This is a genomic window from Pantoea sp. SM3640 (genome assembly GCF_015654165.1).
Taxonomy (GTDB): domain Bacteria; phylum Pseudomonadota; class Gammaproteobacteria; order Enterobacterales; family Enterobacteriaceae; genus Pantoea; species Pantoea vagans.
Map to the genome: position 1 here is coordinate 3,856,959 of NZ_CP064872.1, position 14,152 is coordinate 3,871,110.

The window sequence follows — 14,152 nt, forward strand, 5'->3', positions numbered from 1 at the left end:
TATTCGGCGCCGCGCAGGGCCACGCCGGAAGTTAACCGTGTTTACCTTTGGCGAAAATCACCCGTGCCACAATATTCAGCAGCAGCACGCAGAGGGTAATGATCAGCACGCCCGCCCAGGCCAGGCTCTGCCATTCGGCGAACGGGCTCATGGCGAACTTAAAAATGGTGACCGGCAGGTTTGCCAGCGGCTGCATCATGTCGGTGCTCCAGAACTGGTTCGACAGCGCCGTAAACAGCAGCGGAGCCGTTTCCCCTGCGATGCGGGCAATCGCCAGCAGCACGCCGGTGATGATGCCCGAGACCGAGGCTTTCAGGGTGATGGCCGAAATCATCTTCCACTTGGGCGTGCCAAGCGCATAAGCCGCTTCACGCATGCTGTCTGGCACCAGCCGCAGCATATTTTCGGTGGTACGAATCACAATCGGCACCTGCAGCAGCGCCAGCGCAATTACCCCGGCCCAGCCGGAGAAGTGCTGCATCTGGGACACCACCAGGGTGTAGACGAACAAGCCGACCACAATGGAGGGGGCAGAAAGCAGAATGTCGTTAATAAAGCGGATCACTTCTGACAGGGCCGATTTGCGCCCATATTCCGCCAGATAAATCCCGGCCATGATGCCCAGCGGCGTGCCGAAAAAGGTCGACCAGAAAATCAGCAAGCCACTGCCTGCCAGGGCATTCGCCAGCCCGCCGCCCGCCGTATTCGGTGGTGGCGTTGATTCGGTGAACAGGGACCATGACAGCCCATCCACGCCACGCGATACGGTGGTGAAAAGGATCCACACCAGCCAGAACAGGCCAAACGCCATGGTCAGCAGCGACAGCGTCAGTGCAATTTTATTTTTCGTGCTGCGCCAGGACTGCATTTTACGACGTGATGCGTCCAGTTCGGCGCGCGCCTGAATTTCAATCGTGGTCATGAGCGCGCTCCTTCACTTTTCGCCAGTCGCATAATCATCAGCTTTGAAATCGCCAGTACGATAAAGGTAATCACAAACAGGATCAGGCCCAGCTCCATCAGCGCGGCGACATGGACACCCGATTCCGCTTCCGCAAACTCGTTGGCCAGCGCCGAGGTGATGCTGTTACCCGGCATAAACAGCGACGGGCTGTCGAGCTGGTAGGTGTTGCCGATAATAAAGGTCACTGCCATGGTTTCACCCAGCGCACGACCCAGTCCCAGCATTACGCCGCCAATCACACCGTTTTTGGTAAATGGCAGGACGATGCGCCAGATCACTTCCCAGGTGGTGCAGCCGATGCCGTAGGCTGACTCTTTCATCATTACCGGGGTCTGCTCAAAGACGTCGCGCATCACCGAGGCGATGTAGGGGATGATCATGATCGCCAGAATCACTCCCGCCGCGAGGATACCGATACCGAAAGCGGGGCCGGAAAAGAGCTCGCCGACAATCGGAATACCCGACATCACGTCGTTAACCGGTGTCTGGAAATATTCGGCAAACAGTGGTGCGAAGACAAACAGGCCCCACATGCCGTAAACGATGCTCGGAATTGCTGCCAGCAGCTCAATGGCGGTACCCAGCGGGCGACGCAGCCAGCCTGGCGCGAGTTCAGTCAGGAACAGCGCGATACCAAAACTCACCGGCACGGCGATAATCAGGGCGATAATGGAGGTCACAAGGGTGCCGTAGATCGGAACCAGTGCGCCAAATTGTTCGTTGGGCGCATCCCAGGTTTTGGTCCACAAAAAGGCGAAACCAAACTTCTGGATGCTGGGCCACGAGGAGATGATCAGGGAGACAATAATGCCGCCCATCAGTAACAGCACAATCAGCGCAGCCAGCCTGACCAGCGCGCCAAAAATTCTGTCACCTTGTTTGCCTGGGGCTTTGAATGCCGGCTTCGTTGCAGCCATAGAAGTCTCAGTCTTCAGAAGTTATCAGGGCGGCATGAGCCGCCCGTTGGGTCTGACCGGACAGCCGTCCGGCCAGGGTCGGTCAATTACTGATAAAGCGCTTTACCAGAACTGTCTTTGATGTTGGCTTTCCAGGCGGCGCGAATCTGCTCGGTCACGCTCTCTGGCAGCGCAGCATAATCCAGCGCTGTAGCGGTTTTGCTGCCGCTTTTGTAAGCCCAGTCGAAGAACTTCAGTACTTCAGCGCCTTTAGCCGCATTCGCCTGATCTTTGTAGATCAGAATGAAGGTGGTTGAGGAGATTGGCCAGGCATCCGCGCCCTTCTGGAAGGTCAGATCCTGCGCGAACGATTTGCTCCAGTCAGCGCCTTTCGCGGCATTACTGAAGCTGGTTTCGCTTGGCGCGACCGCTTTACCATCGGCATCGATCAGTTTGGTGTAGGTCAGGTTGTTCTGTTTGGCGTAGGCGTATTCCACATAGCCGATTGAACCCGGCAGACGCTGAACAAATGCAGCGACGCCGTCGTTGCCTTTACCGCCCAGACCCACCGGCCAGTTAACAGTGTTGCCTTTACCGATTTTGCTGTTCCAGTCCTGGTTTACCTTCGCCAGATAGCTGGTGAAGACGAACGAGGTGCCTGAACCATCAGCGCGACGCACCACGTTGATGTTGGTCTCTGGCAGTTTCACGCCCGGGTTAAGTTTGGCAATCGCCGGGTCGTTCCACTTTTTGATGGTGCCGAGGTAGATATCCCCCACAGTTTTGCCATCCAGCGTCAGCTGGCCTGACTTGATGCCCGGCAGGTTAACCGCCAGTACCACACCACCGATCACGGTAGGGAACTGGAACAGACCATTTTTCTGCAGATCTTCATCTTTCATTGGCGCATCGGACGCACCGAAATCAACGGTTTTGGCAATGATCTGTTTCACGCCGCCAGATGAACCGATGCCCTGGTAGTTAATTTTGCTACCGGTGGCTTGCTGATATTCTGCTGCCCACTTGGCATAAACCGGCGCCGGGAACGTCCCGCCTGCACCGGTGAGATCGGTGGCCGCAAAAGCAGATACCGCGCTTACGGCGAAGGTGGTGGCGAGGATTCGGGCTACGGTGCTACGCATCAGTGTCATATTCCCTCCAGGGGAGAAAAGTCAGGCTAGGGGCCGTTTTAGTAAGAGTCTGTGATTGCTGCAGGAGGGAAAATAGGACAGTTTGATGACAGTGAAATGTACGAAATATGACAGTTATATGACAAAGGGCCAGAATGAAGTGGGCCCGCGACGGGGCCCACCAGGTTATTCCACGGTAACCGATTTTGCCAGGTTACGCGGCTGATCGACGTCGGTGCCTTTGATCAGGGCAACGTGATAGGAGAGTAACTGCAACGGCACGGTGTAGAAGATCGGCGCAATCACCTCTTCAACATGCGGCAGCGGGATAATCTTCATCCCGTCACTGTCGCTGAAACCCGCATCCTGATCGGCAAACACATAGAGCAGGCCGCCGCGTGCGCGCACCTCTTCGATGTTGGATTTCAGCTTCTCCAGCAGTTCGTTGTTAGGTGCCACTACGATCACCGGCATGTCCGCATCAATCAGCGCCAGCGGGCCATGTTTCAGCTCGCCTGCGGCGTAGGCTTCCGCATGAATGTAGGAGATCTCCTTGAGCTTCAGCGCCCCTTCCATGGCAATCGGGTATTGATCGCCACGGCCCAGGAACAGCGCGTGATGCTTGTCAGAGAAGCCTTCGGCCAGATTCTCAATCAGCTTATCCTGCGCCAGCATCTGCTCAATCCGGTTCGGCAACGCCTGCAGGGCATGAACGATCTCATGCTCAGTCTCCACAGACATCCCTTTCAGACGACCCAGTTTCGCCACCAGCATCAGCAGCACCGCTAACTGAGTGGTGAACGCTTTGGTGGAGGCGACGCCGATTTCGGTGCCCGCTTTGGTCATCAGTGCCAGGTCAGATTCCCGCACCAGTGACGAACCCGCCACGTTGCAGACGGCCAGCGACCCCAGGTAGCCCAGCTGTTTCGAGAGACGCAGCGCTGCCAGGGTATCTGCCGTTTCACCCGACTGTGACAGGGTGATCAGCAGGCTGTTTTTGCGCACCGCTGACTTGCGATAGCGGAACTCTGAGGCGATCTCCACGTCACAGGGGATATTTGCCAGCGACTCAAACCAGTAGCGTGACACCATCCCGGAATTATAAGAGGTGCCGCAGGCGATAATCTGGATATGCTCCACCTGACTCAGCAGTGCTTCAGCGCCCGCGCCCAGCTCGCTGAGGTCAACCTGCCCCTGACTGAAGCGCCCACTCAGGGTGCTTTTCAGCGCCATCGGCTGTTCGTAGATCTCTTTCTGCATGTAGTGACGGTAAATACCTTTATCACCGGCGTCATATTGCAGGTTCGATTCGATCTCGGCACGCGTCACGGTATTGCCTTCACGGTCGATCACCGTCACATCACGACGACTGATCTCGGCGATATCACCCTCTTCCAGATAGATGAAGCGGCGGGTCACCGGCAGCAGGGCCAGCTGATCCGAGGCGATAAAGTTTTCGCCCATGCCACGGCCAATCACCAGCGGGCTGCCGGAACGGGCTGCCACCAGCAGCGACGGATCGCGGCTGTCCATGATCACCATGCCATAAGCACCACGCAGTTGTGGGATCACGCGCAATACGACTTCGCGCAGCGAACCGCCCTGCTTCTGCTCCCAGTGAACCAGATGCGCCACCACTTCGGTGTCGGTTTCAGAGGCAAAAACGTAGCCGCGTTCGATCAGCTCAGCACGCAGCGGCTCATGGTTTTCGATGATGCCGTTGTGCACGATGATGATGTGCTCTGAGACGTGCGGATGCGCATTTGCTTCCGACGGCTCGCCATGAGTTGCCCAGCGCGTGTGCGCGATGCCGGTACCACCGATCAGCGGCTGCTGTTCAGCGGCTTCCGCCAGTTTCTGCACTTTCCCTAACCGCCGCAGGCGCGTGACGTGCCCCTGACGATCGACCACGGCCAGACCGGCCGAATCATATCCGCGATATTCAAGACGACGCAGACCTTCCAGCAGAATCTCTGCGATATCGCGTTGCGCTACTGCACCAACAATTCCACACATAATGATGTTTTCCTGACTACATGGCTTTTCGCCACTTCTGTTGTCATGCGACCTGATATCCGGCTTTGCCGGTTCCCCGAGCCTTGTAGAGAGTGGGGATTATAGTTTTGGCACTGCACTGTATCGGCCCGCATAAAGCGGGCCGTTAAAAATTTTATTTTTTCTTCACCGGACGCTGCCAGTCCGCTTTGTGATTCTGCTCTTTACGGTTATAGACCAGACCGGCTTCGGTCACATCTTTCATGATGGTGGTGCCTGCCGCAATGGTAGCACCTGCCGCGACGCTGACCGGAGCCACCAGCTGCGTATCTGAGCCGACAAATACGTCATCGCCAATCTCGGTTTTGAATTTGTTCGCGCCATCATAGTTGCAGGTGATAGTGCCTGCACCGATGTTCACGTTGTCGCCAATCTCCGCATCGCCAAGATAGGAGAGGTGGCCCGCTTTCGATCCCTTGCCCAGACGCGCTTTCTTCATTTCGACGAAGTTGCCCACGTGCGCAGCGTCGGCCAAATCGCTGCCAGGACGCAGACGGGCAAAGGGTCCGACGGTACAGGCGGTAGCGAGATGAGCATCCTCGATCACTGTATAGGGGCTGATTTCACAATCATCGCCGATCACGCTGTTTTTGATGATGCAGCCCGCGCCGATTTTGACGCGCGAGCCCAGCGTGACCCGGCCTTCAATAATAACGTTGGTGTCGATTTCGACATCCCGTCCATGCGCCAGCGTCCCGCGCAGATCAAACCGTGCCGGATCGCGCAGCATCACGCCGGCCAGCAGCAGTTTTTCGGCCTGTTCAGCCTGGTATGTGCGTTCTAATGTCGCCAGCTGCAGACGGTTATTCACGCCATCGGTTTCACTGATGCGTGCCGGATGAACCGCGTTGATCACCCGACCTTCCTGATGTGCCAGCGCGATAATATCGGTAATGTAATACTCACCCTGCGCATTGTTATTGGTGAGCTGTGACAGCCAGCGTTTTAAATCGCCGCCGTTGGCGATCAGAATACCGGTGTTGATCTCTTTAATCATGAGCTGCGCCGGGCTGGCATCTTTCTGTTCGATAATGCCGGTGATGGTATTGTTCTCACGCACGATGCGGCCATAGCCGGTCGGGTCGTCCAGTACCACGGTAAGTAAGCCAATGCCGCCCTGCGGTTTTGCTTCGCGCAGACGCTGTAATGTCGCCTGAGAGATCAGCGGCACGTCGCCATAGAGCATCATGATATCTTCATCATCGGCGAAGGCAGGCGCGGCCTGCTGCATGGCATGGCCAGTGCCGAGCTGCTCAGACTGCAGTACCCAGTTCAGCGTGCTGTCGGTAAGTGTCGCTTTCAGGCGATCGCCGCCGTGACCATAGACCAGATGCACCTGCTGTGCGCCCAGCCCTTTGGCGGCATCAATGACGTGCTGAACCATCGGTTTGCCTGCCAGCGTATGCAGAACTTTAGGCAGATCGGAATACATACGGGTGCCCTTGCCAGCAGCAAGGATCACCACACTCATCGCACTGTTAGACATAACTATCCTGAGTGAATTTTTACGGGTGAAAGTAAAACGGTTTGGGGTTGAGATTACTACATTTTTCTCAGGCCGAAATTAGGCGGACGGGCAGATCGGGCACCGCAGGCAAAAAAAATGCCAGCCCGAGGGCTGGCATTTCGTGACGCATAAAGCTGGATTACATCGCTTTTTTGGTCAGTTCGATCACGCGCAGTTTAGCAATGGCTTTCGCCAGCTCGGCAGAGGCCTGAGCGTAGTCCACGTCGCCGTGGCTGCTGTTCATGTGCTCTTCTGCTTTGCGTTTTGCTTCCAGAGCTCGCGCTTCGTCCAGATCGGTACCGCGAATCGCGGTATCGGCCAGAACGGTGCTGCTGCCCGGTTGCACTTCCAGCACGCCGCCAGAGAGGTAGATATACTCCTCTTCGCCGTGCTGTTTCACGATACGGATCATTCCAGGCTTAATGGCAGTCAGCAGCGGCGCATGGCCAGGGAAAATCCCCAGTTCACCTTCGCTACCTGACACCTGAATTTTCTGTACCAGACCAGAGAACAACTGCTCCTCTGCGCTGACCACATCCAGGTGATAAGTCATAGCCATAATCTTCCTCCCGGGAAACCGTTATTACAGTTTCTTCGCTTTTTCCACGGCTTCTTCGATGGCACCAACCATGTAGAAGGCCTGCTCTGGCAGGTGGTCAAACTCACCTTCCATGATGCCTTTAAAGCCACGGATAGTGTCTTTCAGCGTAACGTATTTACCCGGTGAACCGGTGAATACTTCCGCAACGAAGAACGGCTGAGACAGGAAGCGCTGAATTTTACGCGCACGTGCCACCAGCAGTTTGTCTTCTTCAGACAGCTCATCCATACCGAGGATGGCGATGATGTCTTTCAGTTCCTGATAACGCTGCAGCAGTGACTGAACGCCACGCGCAACATCATAGTGTTCCTGACCGACAACCAGCGGATCCAGCTGACGGCTGGTAGAATCCAGCGGGTCAACGGCCGGGTAGATACCCAGAGAAGCGATCTGACGGCTCAGCGTTACCGTTGAGTCTAAGTGCGCAAAGGTGGTTGCTGGTGACGGGTCAGTCAGGTCATCCGCAGGGACGTAAACGGCCTGTACGGAGGTGATTGAACCGGTCTTGGTGGAGGTAATACGCTCCTGCAACACGCCCATCTCTTCTGCCAGCGTTGGCTGGTAACCTACCGCAGATGGCATACGACCCAGCAGTGCAGAAACTTCTGTACCGGCCAGGGTATAACGGTAGATGTTATCGATGAACAGCAGAACGTCGCGGCCTTCATCACGGAATTTTTCCGCCATGGTCAGACCGGTCAGTGCAACGCGCAGACGGTTACCCGGCGGCTCGTTCATCTGGCCATAGACCAGCGCAACTTTATCGATAACGTTTGAGTCAGTCATTTCGTGGTAGAAGTCGTTACCCTCACGAGTACGCTCACCCACACCGGCAAACACAGAGTAACCTGAGTGTTCAGCCGCGATGTTACGGATCAGTTCCATCATGTTGACGGTTTTACCGACACCCGCACCACCGAAAAGACCCACTTTACCGCCTTTAGCAAACGGACACATCAGGTCGATAACCTTGATGCCGGTTTCCAGCAGTTCCTGCGAGTTAGACTGATCTTCATAAGAAGGCGCTGCGCGGTGAATAGAGGCGATCTCTACTGCACTGCCGTCTTCTTCTTTCAGCTCGCCTTTCATGTCGATTGGCTCGCCGAGAACGTTCATGATACGGCCCAGGGTCGCTTTACCGACCGGAACCTGAATAGGTTTCTGCAGGTCGTTGACGTTCAGACCACGCTTCAGGCCGTCAGACGTCCCCATTGCGATGGTACGAACTACGCCGCCGCCGAGCTGCTGCTGTACTTCCAGCACCAGACGCGCATCACCATTCATTACCTCGAGGGCGCTGTACACTTGCGGTACCGCGTCCTGAGGGAATTCGACGTCAACAACGGCGCCGATAATCTGGACAATCTTTCCAGTTGCCATCTTGAATCCTCTACCTAATTCCAAACCTGGTTAAACCGCGGAGGCCCCCGAGACGATCTCGGTAAGTTCCTGGGTGATGCTGGCCTGACGAGCTTTGTTGTATACCAACTGCAGCTCTTTGATCAGATTTCCGCCGTTGTCGGTTGCGGCTTTCATCGCCACCATACGTGCAGCCTGCTCACTGGCCAGATTTTCCACCACACCCTGATAAACCTGCGATTCGACATAACGACGCAGCAGGGTATCCAGCAGCGCTTTCGGATCGGGTTCGTACAGGTAATCCCAGGTCTTCGCCTTCATCTCTTCTTCACCTTCCGCTGGCGCTAACGGCAGCAGTTGGGTGATGGTCGGAGTCTGAGACATGGTGTTATTGAACTTGTTACTGACGATCATCAGTTTGTCGATGCGGCCTTCATCATAAGCCTGCAACATCACTTTTACCGGGCCAATCAGATCAGACAGGGCAGGTTTATCGCCCATGCCGCTGACTTGCGCCACAATGTTGCCACCCACAGCACTGAAGAATGACGCCCCTTTTGAACCGATAATCGACAGATCGCTCTGCACGCCTTTATCGGACCAGGACTTCATATCCGCCAGTAATTTTTTGAACAGGTTAATGTTCAAACCACCACAAAGCCCGCGGTCTGTAGAAACGACCAGGTAGCCGACGCGCTTGACGTCGCGCTGTTCCAGGTAAGGGTGCTTGTATTCCAGATTACCCAACGCAAGGTGACCAATCACTTTGCGCATGGTGTCTGCATACGGACGGCTGGCCGCCATGCGTTCCTGCGTTTTACGCATCTTGGAGGCGGCGACCATTTCCATCGCTTTGGTGATCTTCTGCGTGTTTTTCACGCTTCCAATCTTGCTTCGTATCTCTTTTGCGCCGGCCATTAGCTTCTCCTCAAAGCCTTGCGGCCTGCCTTTTCAGACAAGCCGCCAGACATTACCAGGACTGGGTTGCTTTAAACGTATCGATCAGGCCTTTCAGCTTCGCTTCGATATCGTTGTTAAAGTTACCCGACTGGTTGATTTCAGCCATCAGCTCAGCGTGGTCGCGATCGGCGAAGGCCAGCAGTGCAGCTTCGAAGCTGCCAATTTTTGCCAGTTCAACGTCGTTCAGGTAGCCACGCTCTGCAGCGAACAGAACCAGACCCTGCTGCGCGACAGACATCGGCGCATACTGTTTCTGCTTCAGCAGCTCGGTCACTTTCTGACCATGGCTCAGCTGTTTGCGGGTGGCATCATCCAGATCAGATGCGAACTGCGAGAACGCCGCCAGTTCACGATACTGTGCCAGCGCGGTACGGATACCACCGGACAGTTTCTTGATGATCTTGGTCTGTGCAGCACCACCAACGCGGGATACCGAAATACCTGGGTTAACGGCCGGACGAATACCGGAGTTAAACAGGTTCGATTCCAGGAAGATCTGACCATCAGTAATCGAGATTACGTTGGTCGGAACGAACGCAGAAACGTCGCCCGCCTGGGTTTCGATGATCGGCAGCGCGGTCAGTGAACCGGTTTTACCTGTCACTGCGCCATTGGTGAAACGCTCTACATAATCAGCGCTTACGCGTGATGCACGTTCCAGCAGACGGGAGTGGAGATAGAACACGTCGCCAGGAAACGCTTCACGGCCTGGTGGACGACGCAGCAGCAGAGAGATTTGACGGTAAGCGATAGCCTGCTTGGAGAGGTCATCGTATACGATCAGCGCGTCTTCACCACGGTCACGGAAGTATTCGCCCATCGCACAACCTGCGTACGGAGAGAGATACTGCAGTGCAGCTGATTCAGAAGCAGACGCCACAACAACGATGGTGTTCTGCAGTGCGCCATGCTCTTCCAGCTTACGAACCACGTTAGAGATGGTTGAGGCTTTCTGACCAATCGCAACATAGACACACTTGATGCCTGAGTCGCGCTGGTTGATGATCGCATCGATCGCCATCGCGGTTTTACCGGTCTGACGGTCACCGATGATCAGCTCACGCTGGCCACGGCCGATTGGAATCATCGCATCGACTGACTTATAACCGGTCTGAACCGGCTGGTCGACTGACTGACGATCGATAACGCCAGGTGCAATCACTTCGACCGGTGAGAAACCGTCGTTGTCGATTGCGCCTTTACCGTCGATTGGCGCACCCAGGGTGTTCACAACGCGGCCCAGCAGGCCACGGCCTACCGGTACTTCAAGAATACGGCCAGTACACTTAACCTTCATGCCTTCGGCGAGGTCAGCGTAAGGACCCATCACCACTGCACCAACCGAGTCACGCTCGAGGTTCAGGGCGATAGCGTAACGGTTACCCGGCAGGGCAATCATCTCACCCTGCATCACATCGGCCAGGCCGTGTACGCGGATGATACCGTCACTTACAGAAACAATCGTACCTTCGTTGTGAGCTTCACTCACGACATTGAACTGAGCAATGCGCTGCTTGATCAGTTCGCTGATTTCGGTGGAATTCAGTTGCATATGCTCCAGTCCCCTTAAGACTGCAAGACGTCAGCCAGACGGTCAAGACGGCCGCGTACGCTGCCATCAATAACCAGATCACCCGAACGGATGATCACGCCTGCCATCACAGACTTATCAATTTTGCAATTCAGCTTAACTTTGCGTGACAGACGTTTTTCCATCGCGGCGCTGATTTTACTCAGCTGGTCGTCACTCAGCGTACTGGCGGAGATAACATCAACTTCAGCGGTGGCTTCATGAGCGTCACGCAGTTCGATGTATTGGGCCAGTACAGCCGGAAGCGCTGTCAAACGTCCGTTTTCCGCCATAACCTTAATCAGGTTCTGCGCGGGTTCATCCAGTTGATCACCACAGACTGCGTTAAACGACGCTGCCAGCGCTTCAGGTGCTAATGCACCGGAGAGAAGATCAGCCATCTGTTCATTGCGAGCCACTTCTGCGGCAAACGCCAGCATCTGTTGCCAGCGTTCTATACTTTGATGCTCAACAGCAAAGTCAAAAGCTGCTTTGGCGTAGGGGCGAGCTACAGTAATCAGATCAGACATCAGCCCCTCCCTCCTTACAGTTCAGCGACCAGTTTATCAACGATGTCGCTGTTAGCAGCTTCATCCACGGAGCGTTCGATGATCTTCTCGGCGCCAGCCATAGCCAGCAACGCAACCTGCTTACGCAGTTCTTCACGTGCACGTTTACGTTCGGCATCAATTTCAGCCTGCGCTTGTGTCACGATGCGATTACGTTCGTTTTCAGCTTCGGTTTTCGCTTCGTCCAGAATCTGCGCGCGACGCTTGTTCGCTTGCTCGATAATGACCTGAGCGTCTTCTTTGGCTTTTTTCAGCTGGTCGGTCGCATTAGCCTGCGCGAGATCCAAATCTTTCTTTGCACGTTCAGCAGAAGCAAGGCCTTCAGCAATTTCTTTCTGGCGCTTTTCGATAGCAGCCATGAGCGGCGGCCATACGTACTTCATGCAGAACGCGACAAACAGGATGAACGCGATAGCCTGGCCGAGGATTGTTGCATTAATGTTCACAGCACAATGCCTCTAGATTGAGTATTTAACTTTTCTGCCGTTATCGTTGTGATAAGCGGCAGAATCCGTTCACCCCTGCACATTGTGCGCTGAGTGAACACAGGGCTTTAGGCGACAGCAAACATCACGTACAGACCCAGACCAACAGCGATCATCGGGATTGCATCCACCAGACCCATTACAACAAAGAACTGCGTACGCAGCAGAGGAATCAGGTCAGGCTGACGAGCAGCGCCTTCCAGGAATTTTCCTCCGAGGATGCCGATACCGATCGCAGCACCGATTGCCGCCAGGCCCATCATCACAGCGGCAGCCATGTACAGCAGATCCATATTCAGGTTTTCCATGACAGTCTCCAGTTTGTTTCAGTTAAATGCTCCCTTCATCTTCCGGGCTTCAGCGGAGTACGCTGCAACCCGGAATCAAGAGGGAAAGTAGTGTTGAGAAAAAAATCAATGCTCTTCAGATGCCATCGACAGATAGACAATCGTGAGGACCATGAAAATGAAAGCCTGTAGCGAAATGATCAGGATGTGGAAAATGGCCCACGGCACATTCAGCACCCACTGCGACCACCACGGCAACAGACCGGCAATAAGGATAAAGATCAGTTCACCCGCATACATGTTACCGAACAGTCGTAAACCCAGTGACACAGGCTTAGACAGAAGGCTTACACCTTCCAGAATCAGGTTGATCGGGATGAAGATCGGGTGGTTAAAAGGCTGCAGCGTCAGCTCTTTCGTGAAGCCGCCAATGCCTTTCATTTTGATGCTGTAGAACAGAATCAAAATAAATACGCCCAACGCCATAGATAGCGTGATGTTCACGTCTGCAGACGGTACGACGCGCAGCGCCGGTAACCCCAATACGTGCTCACCAATATATGGCAGCAGGTCGATTGGCAGCAGATCCATGAAGTTCATCAGGAAGACCCAGACAAAAATTGTCAGAGCCAGCGGGGCGATAAGTTTGCTCTTACCGTGATACATGTCGCGCACGTTACTATCAACGAAACCGACAACCAGTTCGATAGCCGCCTGCATTTTCCCTGGTACACCGCTGGTAGCAGACTTCGCCACGCTACGGAACAACACCAGGAAGATGATTCCCAGCACCATAGAGAAAAACATGGAATCGATATTTAATACCCAGAACGTCGCGGGAGCGTCGTGCGGATTCACTAACTCGAAGGTACGCAGGTCCAACTGAAGATGAGTCAGGTGGTGACCAATGTACTCTTGCGGAGTAGAGATTTCTCCTGCAGCCATGATGCCTCTTACCCTTTGTTGTTAATTACCGCCGGTGCCAGCATTTGAACCACCAGCACCGATAACCAGGTTATTCCGACCGGCCAGAAGACCGCCCCGAACAGACCCAACGCCACAATGAGCAAAATGATGGTCGCAAACACTTTAGCAATTTCACCTAAAGCGAAGCTCCACGCGACTCGCCCCGAAGCGGGGGGTTGCCCCTGCAGGCGCCAGGCTAAAAACAAAAACAATACGTTTGGCAGCCAGGCTGCCGCTCCGCCAGCAAGAGCAGAGACACCCCAGGTGACATCTTTAACAGCAAAGAGTCCGCCGATGATGACTATCGTCACCAGCTGAATCATCAGCACCGTTCGGGCGAATTTTACACTGTAAAGAGACACTGACATGACGCTGATACTCTCCTGCCCCATTAGGGGTATGTCGCGTGTCGTATAAGACTGCCTTTGCGCAGTTGAGTCAAGCAGCAAAAGCCGTGCAAATTATACGGGCCGCACCTGCGATTTCAATCGGTAAGTAGCGAAAAGGTGAACAATTATTTAAATTTCTTTCCGGAGGGCTATTTTTCCAAAGATTACCCTGCAGAGATTCACCCGAATCTGACTGAAAATTCACTCGCATCTTGCTTTTAAAGCGTGCTTTAGATCACATAATAAGCACTCACACGACATTGAGTTTTATCTGCGGTCTATTTAAGAACAATCTGCAAAACAGATTAATCCTTTAAAATCAGAATATTGAAATTACAAAAATGTGTCCGCAAGACTATTTTCACAGAAAACACGCTATTGACATCGAACTGTGCATGAGAATCGTGAAATTGA

At 54.4% G+C, this 14,152-nt stretch carries 14 protein-coding genes; all 14 read right to left on the reverse strand.

Annotated elements, in window-relative coordinates:
• Positions 1-31 precede the first annotated feature (31 nt).
• The 14 genes from pstA to atpI all read right to left on the reverse strand — a co-directional run bounded on the left by pstA (position 32) and on the right by atpI (position 13,717).
• Positions 32-922 (reverse strand): phosphate ABC transporter permease PstA, encoded by an 891-nt coding sequence (gene pstA, locus IV493_RS17825; RefSeq protein ID WP_013359567.1) that lies wholly within the window; start codon positions 920-922, stop codon positions 32-34.
• On the reverse strand, positions 919-1,881 hold the full coding sequence (gene pstC / locus IV493_RS17830; protein ID WP_013359566.1) for a phosphate ABC transporter permease PstC: 963 nt from the start codon (positions 1,879-1,881) through the stop codon (positions 919-921). Before pstC ends, pstA begins: the two co-directional genes overlap by 4 nt.
• Positions 1,882-1,967: 86 nt before the next feature.
• The gene (gene pstS / locus IV493_RS17835; protein ID WP_033784347.1) at positions 1,968-3,011 is read right to left on the reverse strand and encodes a phosphate ABC transporter substrate-binding protein PstS; all 1,044 of its coding nucleotides are present in this window, start codon (positions 3,009-3,011) and stop codon (positions 1,968-1,970) included.
• Positions 3,012-3,176: 165 nt separating this feature from the next.
• A complete protein-coding gene (gene glmS, locus IV493_RS17840; protein WP_195857540.1) occupies positions 3,177-5,006 on the reverse strand; it encodes a glutamine--fructose-6-phosphate transaminase (isomerizing) in 1,830 nt (609 codons plus the stop codon).
• A gap of 154 nt (positions 5,007-5,160) precedes the next feature.
• Complete coding sequence (gene glmU / locus IV493_RS17845) at positions 5,161-6,531, reverse strand: bifunctional UDP-N-acetylglucosamine diphosphorylase/glucosamine-1-phosphate N-acetyltransferase GlmU (RefSeq protein WP_195857541.1); 1,371 nt, start codon at positions 6,529-6,531, stop codon at positions 5,161-5,163.
• Between the two features lie 160 nt (positions 6,532-6,691).
• Positions 6,692-7,111, reverse strand: coding sequence for a F0F1 ATP synthase subunit epsilon (locus IV493_RS17850; RefSeq protein WP_008926374.1), 420 nt, complete (start codon positions 7,109-7,111; stop codon positions 6,692-6,694).
• A 24-nt stretch (positions 7,112-7,135) separates the two neighbouring features.
• Positions 7,136-8,533 (reverse strand): F0F1 ATP synthase subunit beta, encoded by a 1,398-nt coding sequence (gene atpD / locus IV493_RS17855; protein WP_008926373.1) that lies wholly within the window; start codon positions 8,531-8,533, stop codon positions 7,136-7,138.
• Positions 8,534-8,563: 30 nt separating this feature from the next.
• Positions 8,564-9,430: a F0F1 ATP synthase subunit gamma gene (gene atpG, locus IV493_RS17860; RefSeq protein WP_003849534.1), complete on the reverse strand. Its 867-nt coding sequence runs from the start codon at positions 9,428-9,430 to the stop codon at positions 8,564-8,566.
• Positions 9,431-9,482: 52 nt separating this feature from the next.
• Positions 9,483-11,024 carry a F0F1 ATP synthase subunit alpha gene (atpA, locus tag IV493_RS17865; protein WP_003849532.1) on the reverse strand — a complete coding sequence of 514 codons (1,542 nt, stop codon included), beginning with the start codon at positions 11,022-11,024 and terminating at the stop codon, positions 9,483-9,485.
• Positions 11,025-11,038: 14 nt separating this feature from the next.
• A complete protein-coding gene (atpH, locus tag IV493_RS17870; RefSeq protein WP_033784344.1) occupies positions 11,039-11,572 on the reverse strand; it encodes a F0F1 ATP synthase subunit delta in 534 nt (177 codons plus the stop codon).
• Positions 11,573-11,586: 14 nt separating this feature from the next.
• Positions 11,587-12,057 (reverse strand): F0F1 ATP synthase subunit B, encoded by a 471-nt coding sequence (atpF, locus tag IV493_RS17875; RefSeq protein ID WP_003849528.1) that lies wholly within the window; start codon positions 12,055-12,057, stop codon positions 11,587-11,589.
• Between the two features lie 107 nt (positions 12,058-12,164).
• On the reverse strand, positions 12,165-12,404 hold the full coding sequence (gene atpE, locus IV493_RS17880) for a F0F1 ATP synthase subunit C (RefSeq protein ID WP_003849523.1): 240 nt from the start codon (positions 12,402-12,404) through the stop codon (positions 12,165-12,167).
• 105 nt (positions 12,405-12,509) lie between these two features.
• A complete protein-coding gene (gene atpB, locus IV493_RS17885) occupies positions 12,510-13,328 on the reverse strand; it encodes a F0F1 ATP synthase subunit A (RefSeq protein WP_003849506.1) in 819 nt (272 codons plus the stop codon).
• 8 nt (positions 13,329-13,336) lie between these two features.
• Entirely contained in the window at positions 13,337-13,717 is a 381-nt protein-coding gene (gene atpI / locus IV493_RS17890) for a F0F1 ATP synthase subunit I (protein WP_013359561.1), read from the reverse strand.
• Positions 13,718-14,152: the final 435 nt, after the last annotated feature.

What these genes read in the sequence shown, in the direction of transcription:
- atpG (WP_003849534.1), bottom strand. Translation starts at nt 9,430, where the DNA reads ATGGCCGGCGCAAAAGAGATACGAAGCAAGATTGGAAGCGTGAAAAAC.
- atpE (WP_003849523.1), bottom strand. Translation starts at nt 12,404, where the DNA reads ATGGAAAACCTGAATATGGATCTGCTGTACATGGCTGCCGCTGTGATG.
- atpB (WP_003849506.1), bottom strand. Translation starts at nt 13,328, where the DNA reads ATGGCTGCAGGAGAAATCTCTACTCCGCAAGAGTACATTGGTCACCAC.
- atpI (WP_013359561.1), bottom strand. Translation starts at nt 13,717, where the DNA reads ATGTCAGTGTCTCTTTACAGTGTAAAATTCGCCCGAACGGTGCTGATG.
- atpH (WP_033784344.1), bottom strand. Translation starts at nt 11,572, where the DNA reads ATGTCTGATCTGATTACTGTAGCTCGCCCCTACGCCAAAGCAGCTTTT.
- atpA (WP_003849532.1), bottom strand. Translation starts at nt 11,024, where the DNA reads ATGCAACTGAATTCCACCGAAATCAGCGAACTGATCAAGCAGCGCATT.
- glmU (WP_195857541.1), bottom strand. Translation starts at nt 6,531, where the DNA reads ATGTCTAACAGTGCGATGAGTGTGGTGATCCTTGCTGCTGGCAAGGGC.
- IV493_RS17850 (WP_008926374.1), bottom strand. Translation starts at nt 7,111, where the DNA reads ATGGCTATGACTTATCACCTGGATGTGGTCAGCGCAGAGGAGCAGTTG.
- atpD (WP_008926373.1), bottom strand. Translation starts at nt 8,533, where the DNA reads ATGGCAACTGGAAAGATTGTCCAGATTATCGGCGCCGTTGTTGACGTC.
- pstC (WP_013359566.1), bottom strand. Translation starts at nt 1,881, where the DNA reads ATGGCTGCAACGAAGCCGGCATTCAAAGCCCCAGGCAAACAAGGTGAC.
- pstA (WP_013359567.1), bottom strand. Translation starts at nt 922, where the DNA reads ATGACCACGATTGAAATTCAGGCGCGCGCCGAACTGGACGCATCACGT.
- glmS (WP_195857540.1), bottom strand. Translation starts at nt 5,006, where the DNA reads ATGTGTGGAATTGTTGGTGCAGTAGCGCAACGCGATATCGCAGAGATT.
- pstS (WP_033784347.1), bottom strand. Translation starts at nt 3,011, where the DNA reads ATGACACTGATGCGTAGCACCGTAGCCCGAATCCTCGCCACCACCTTC.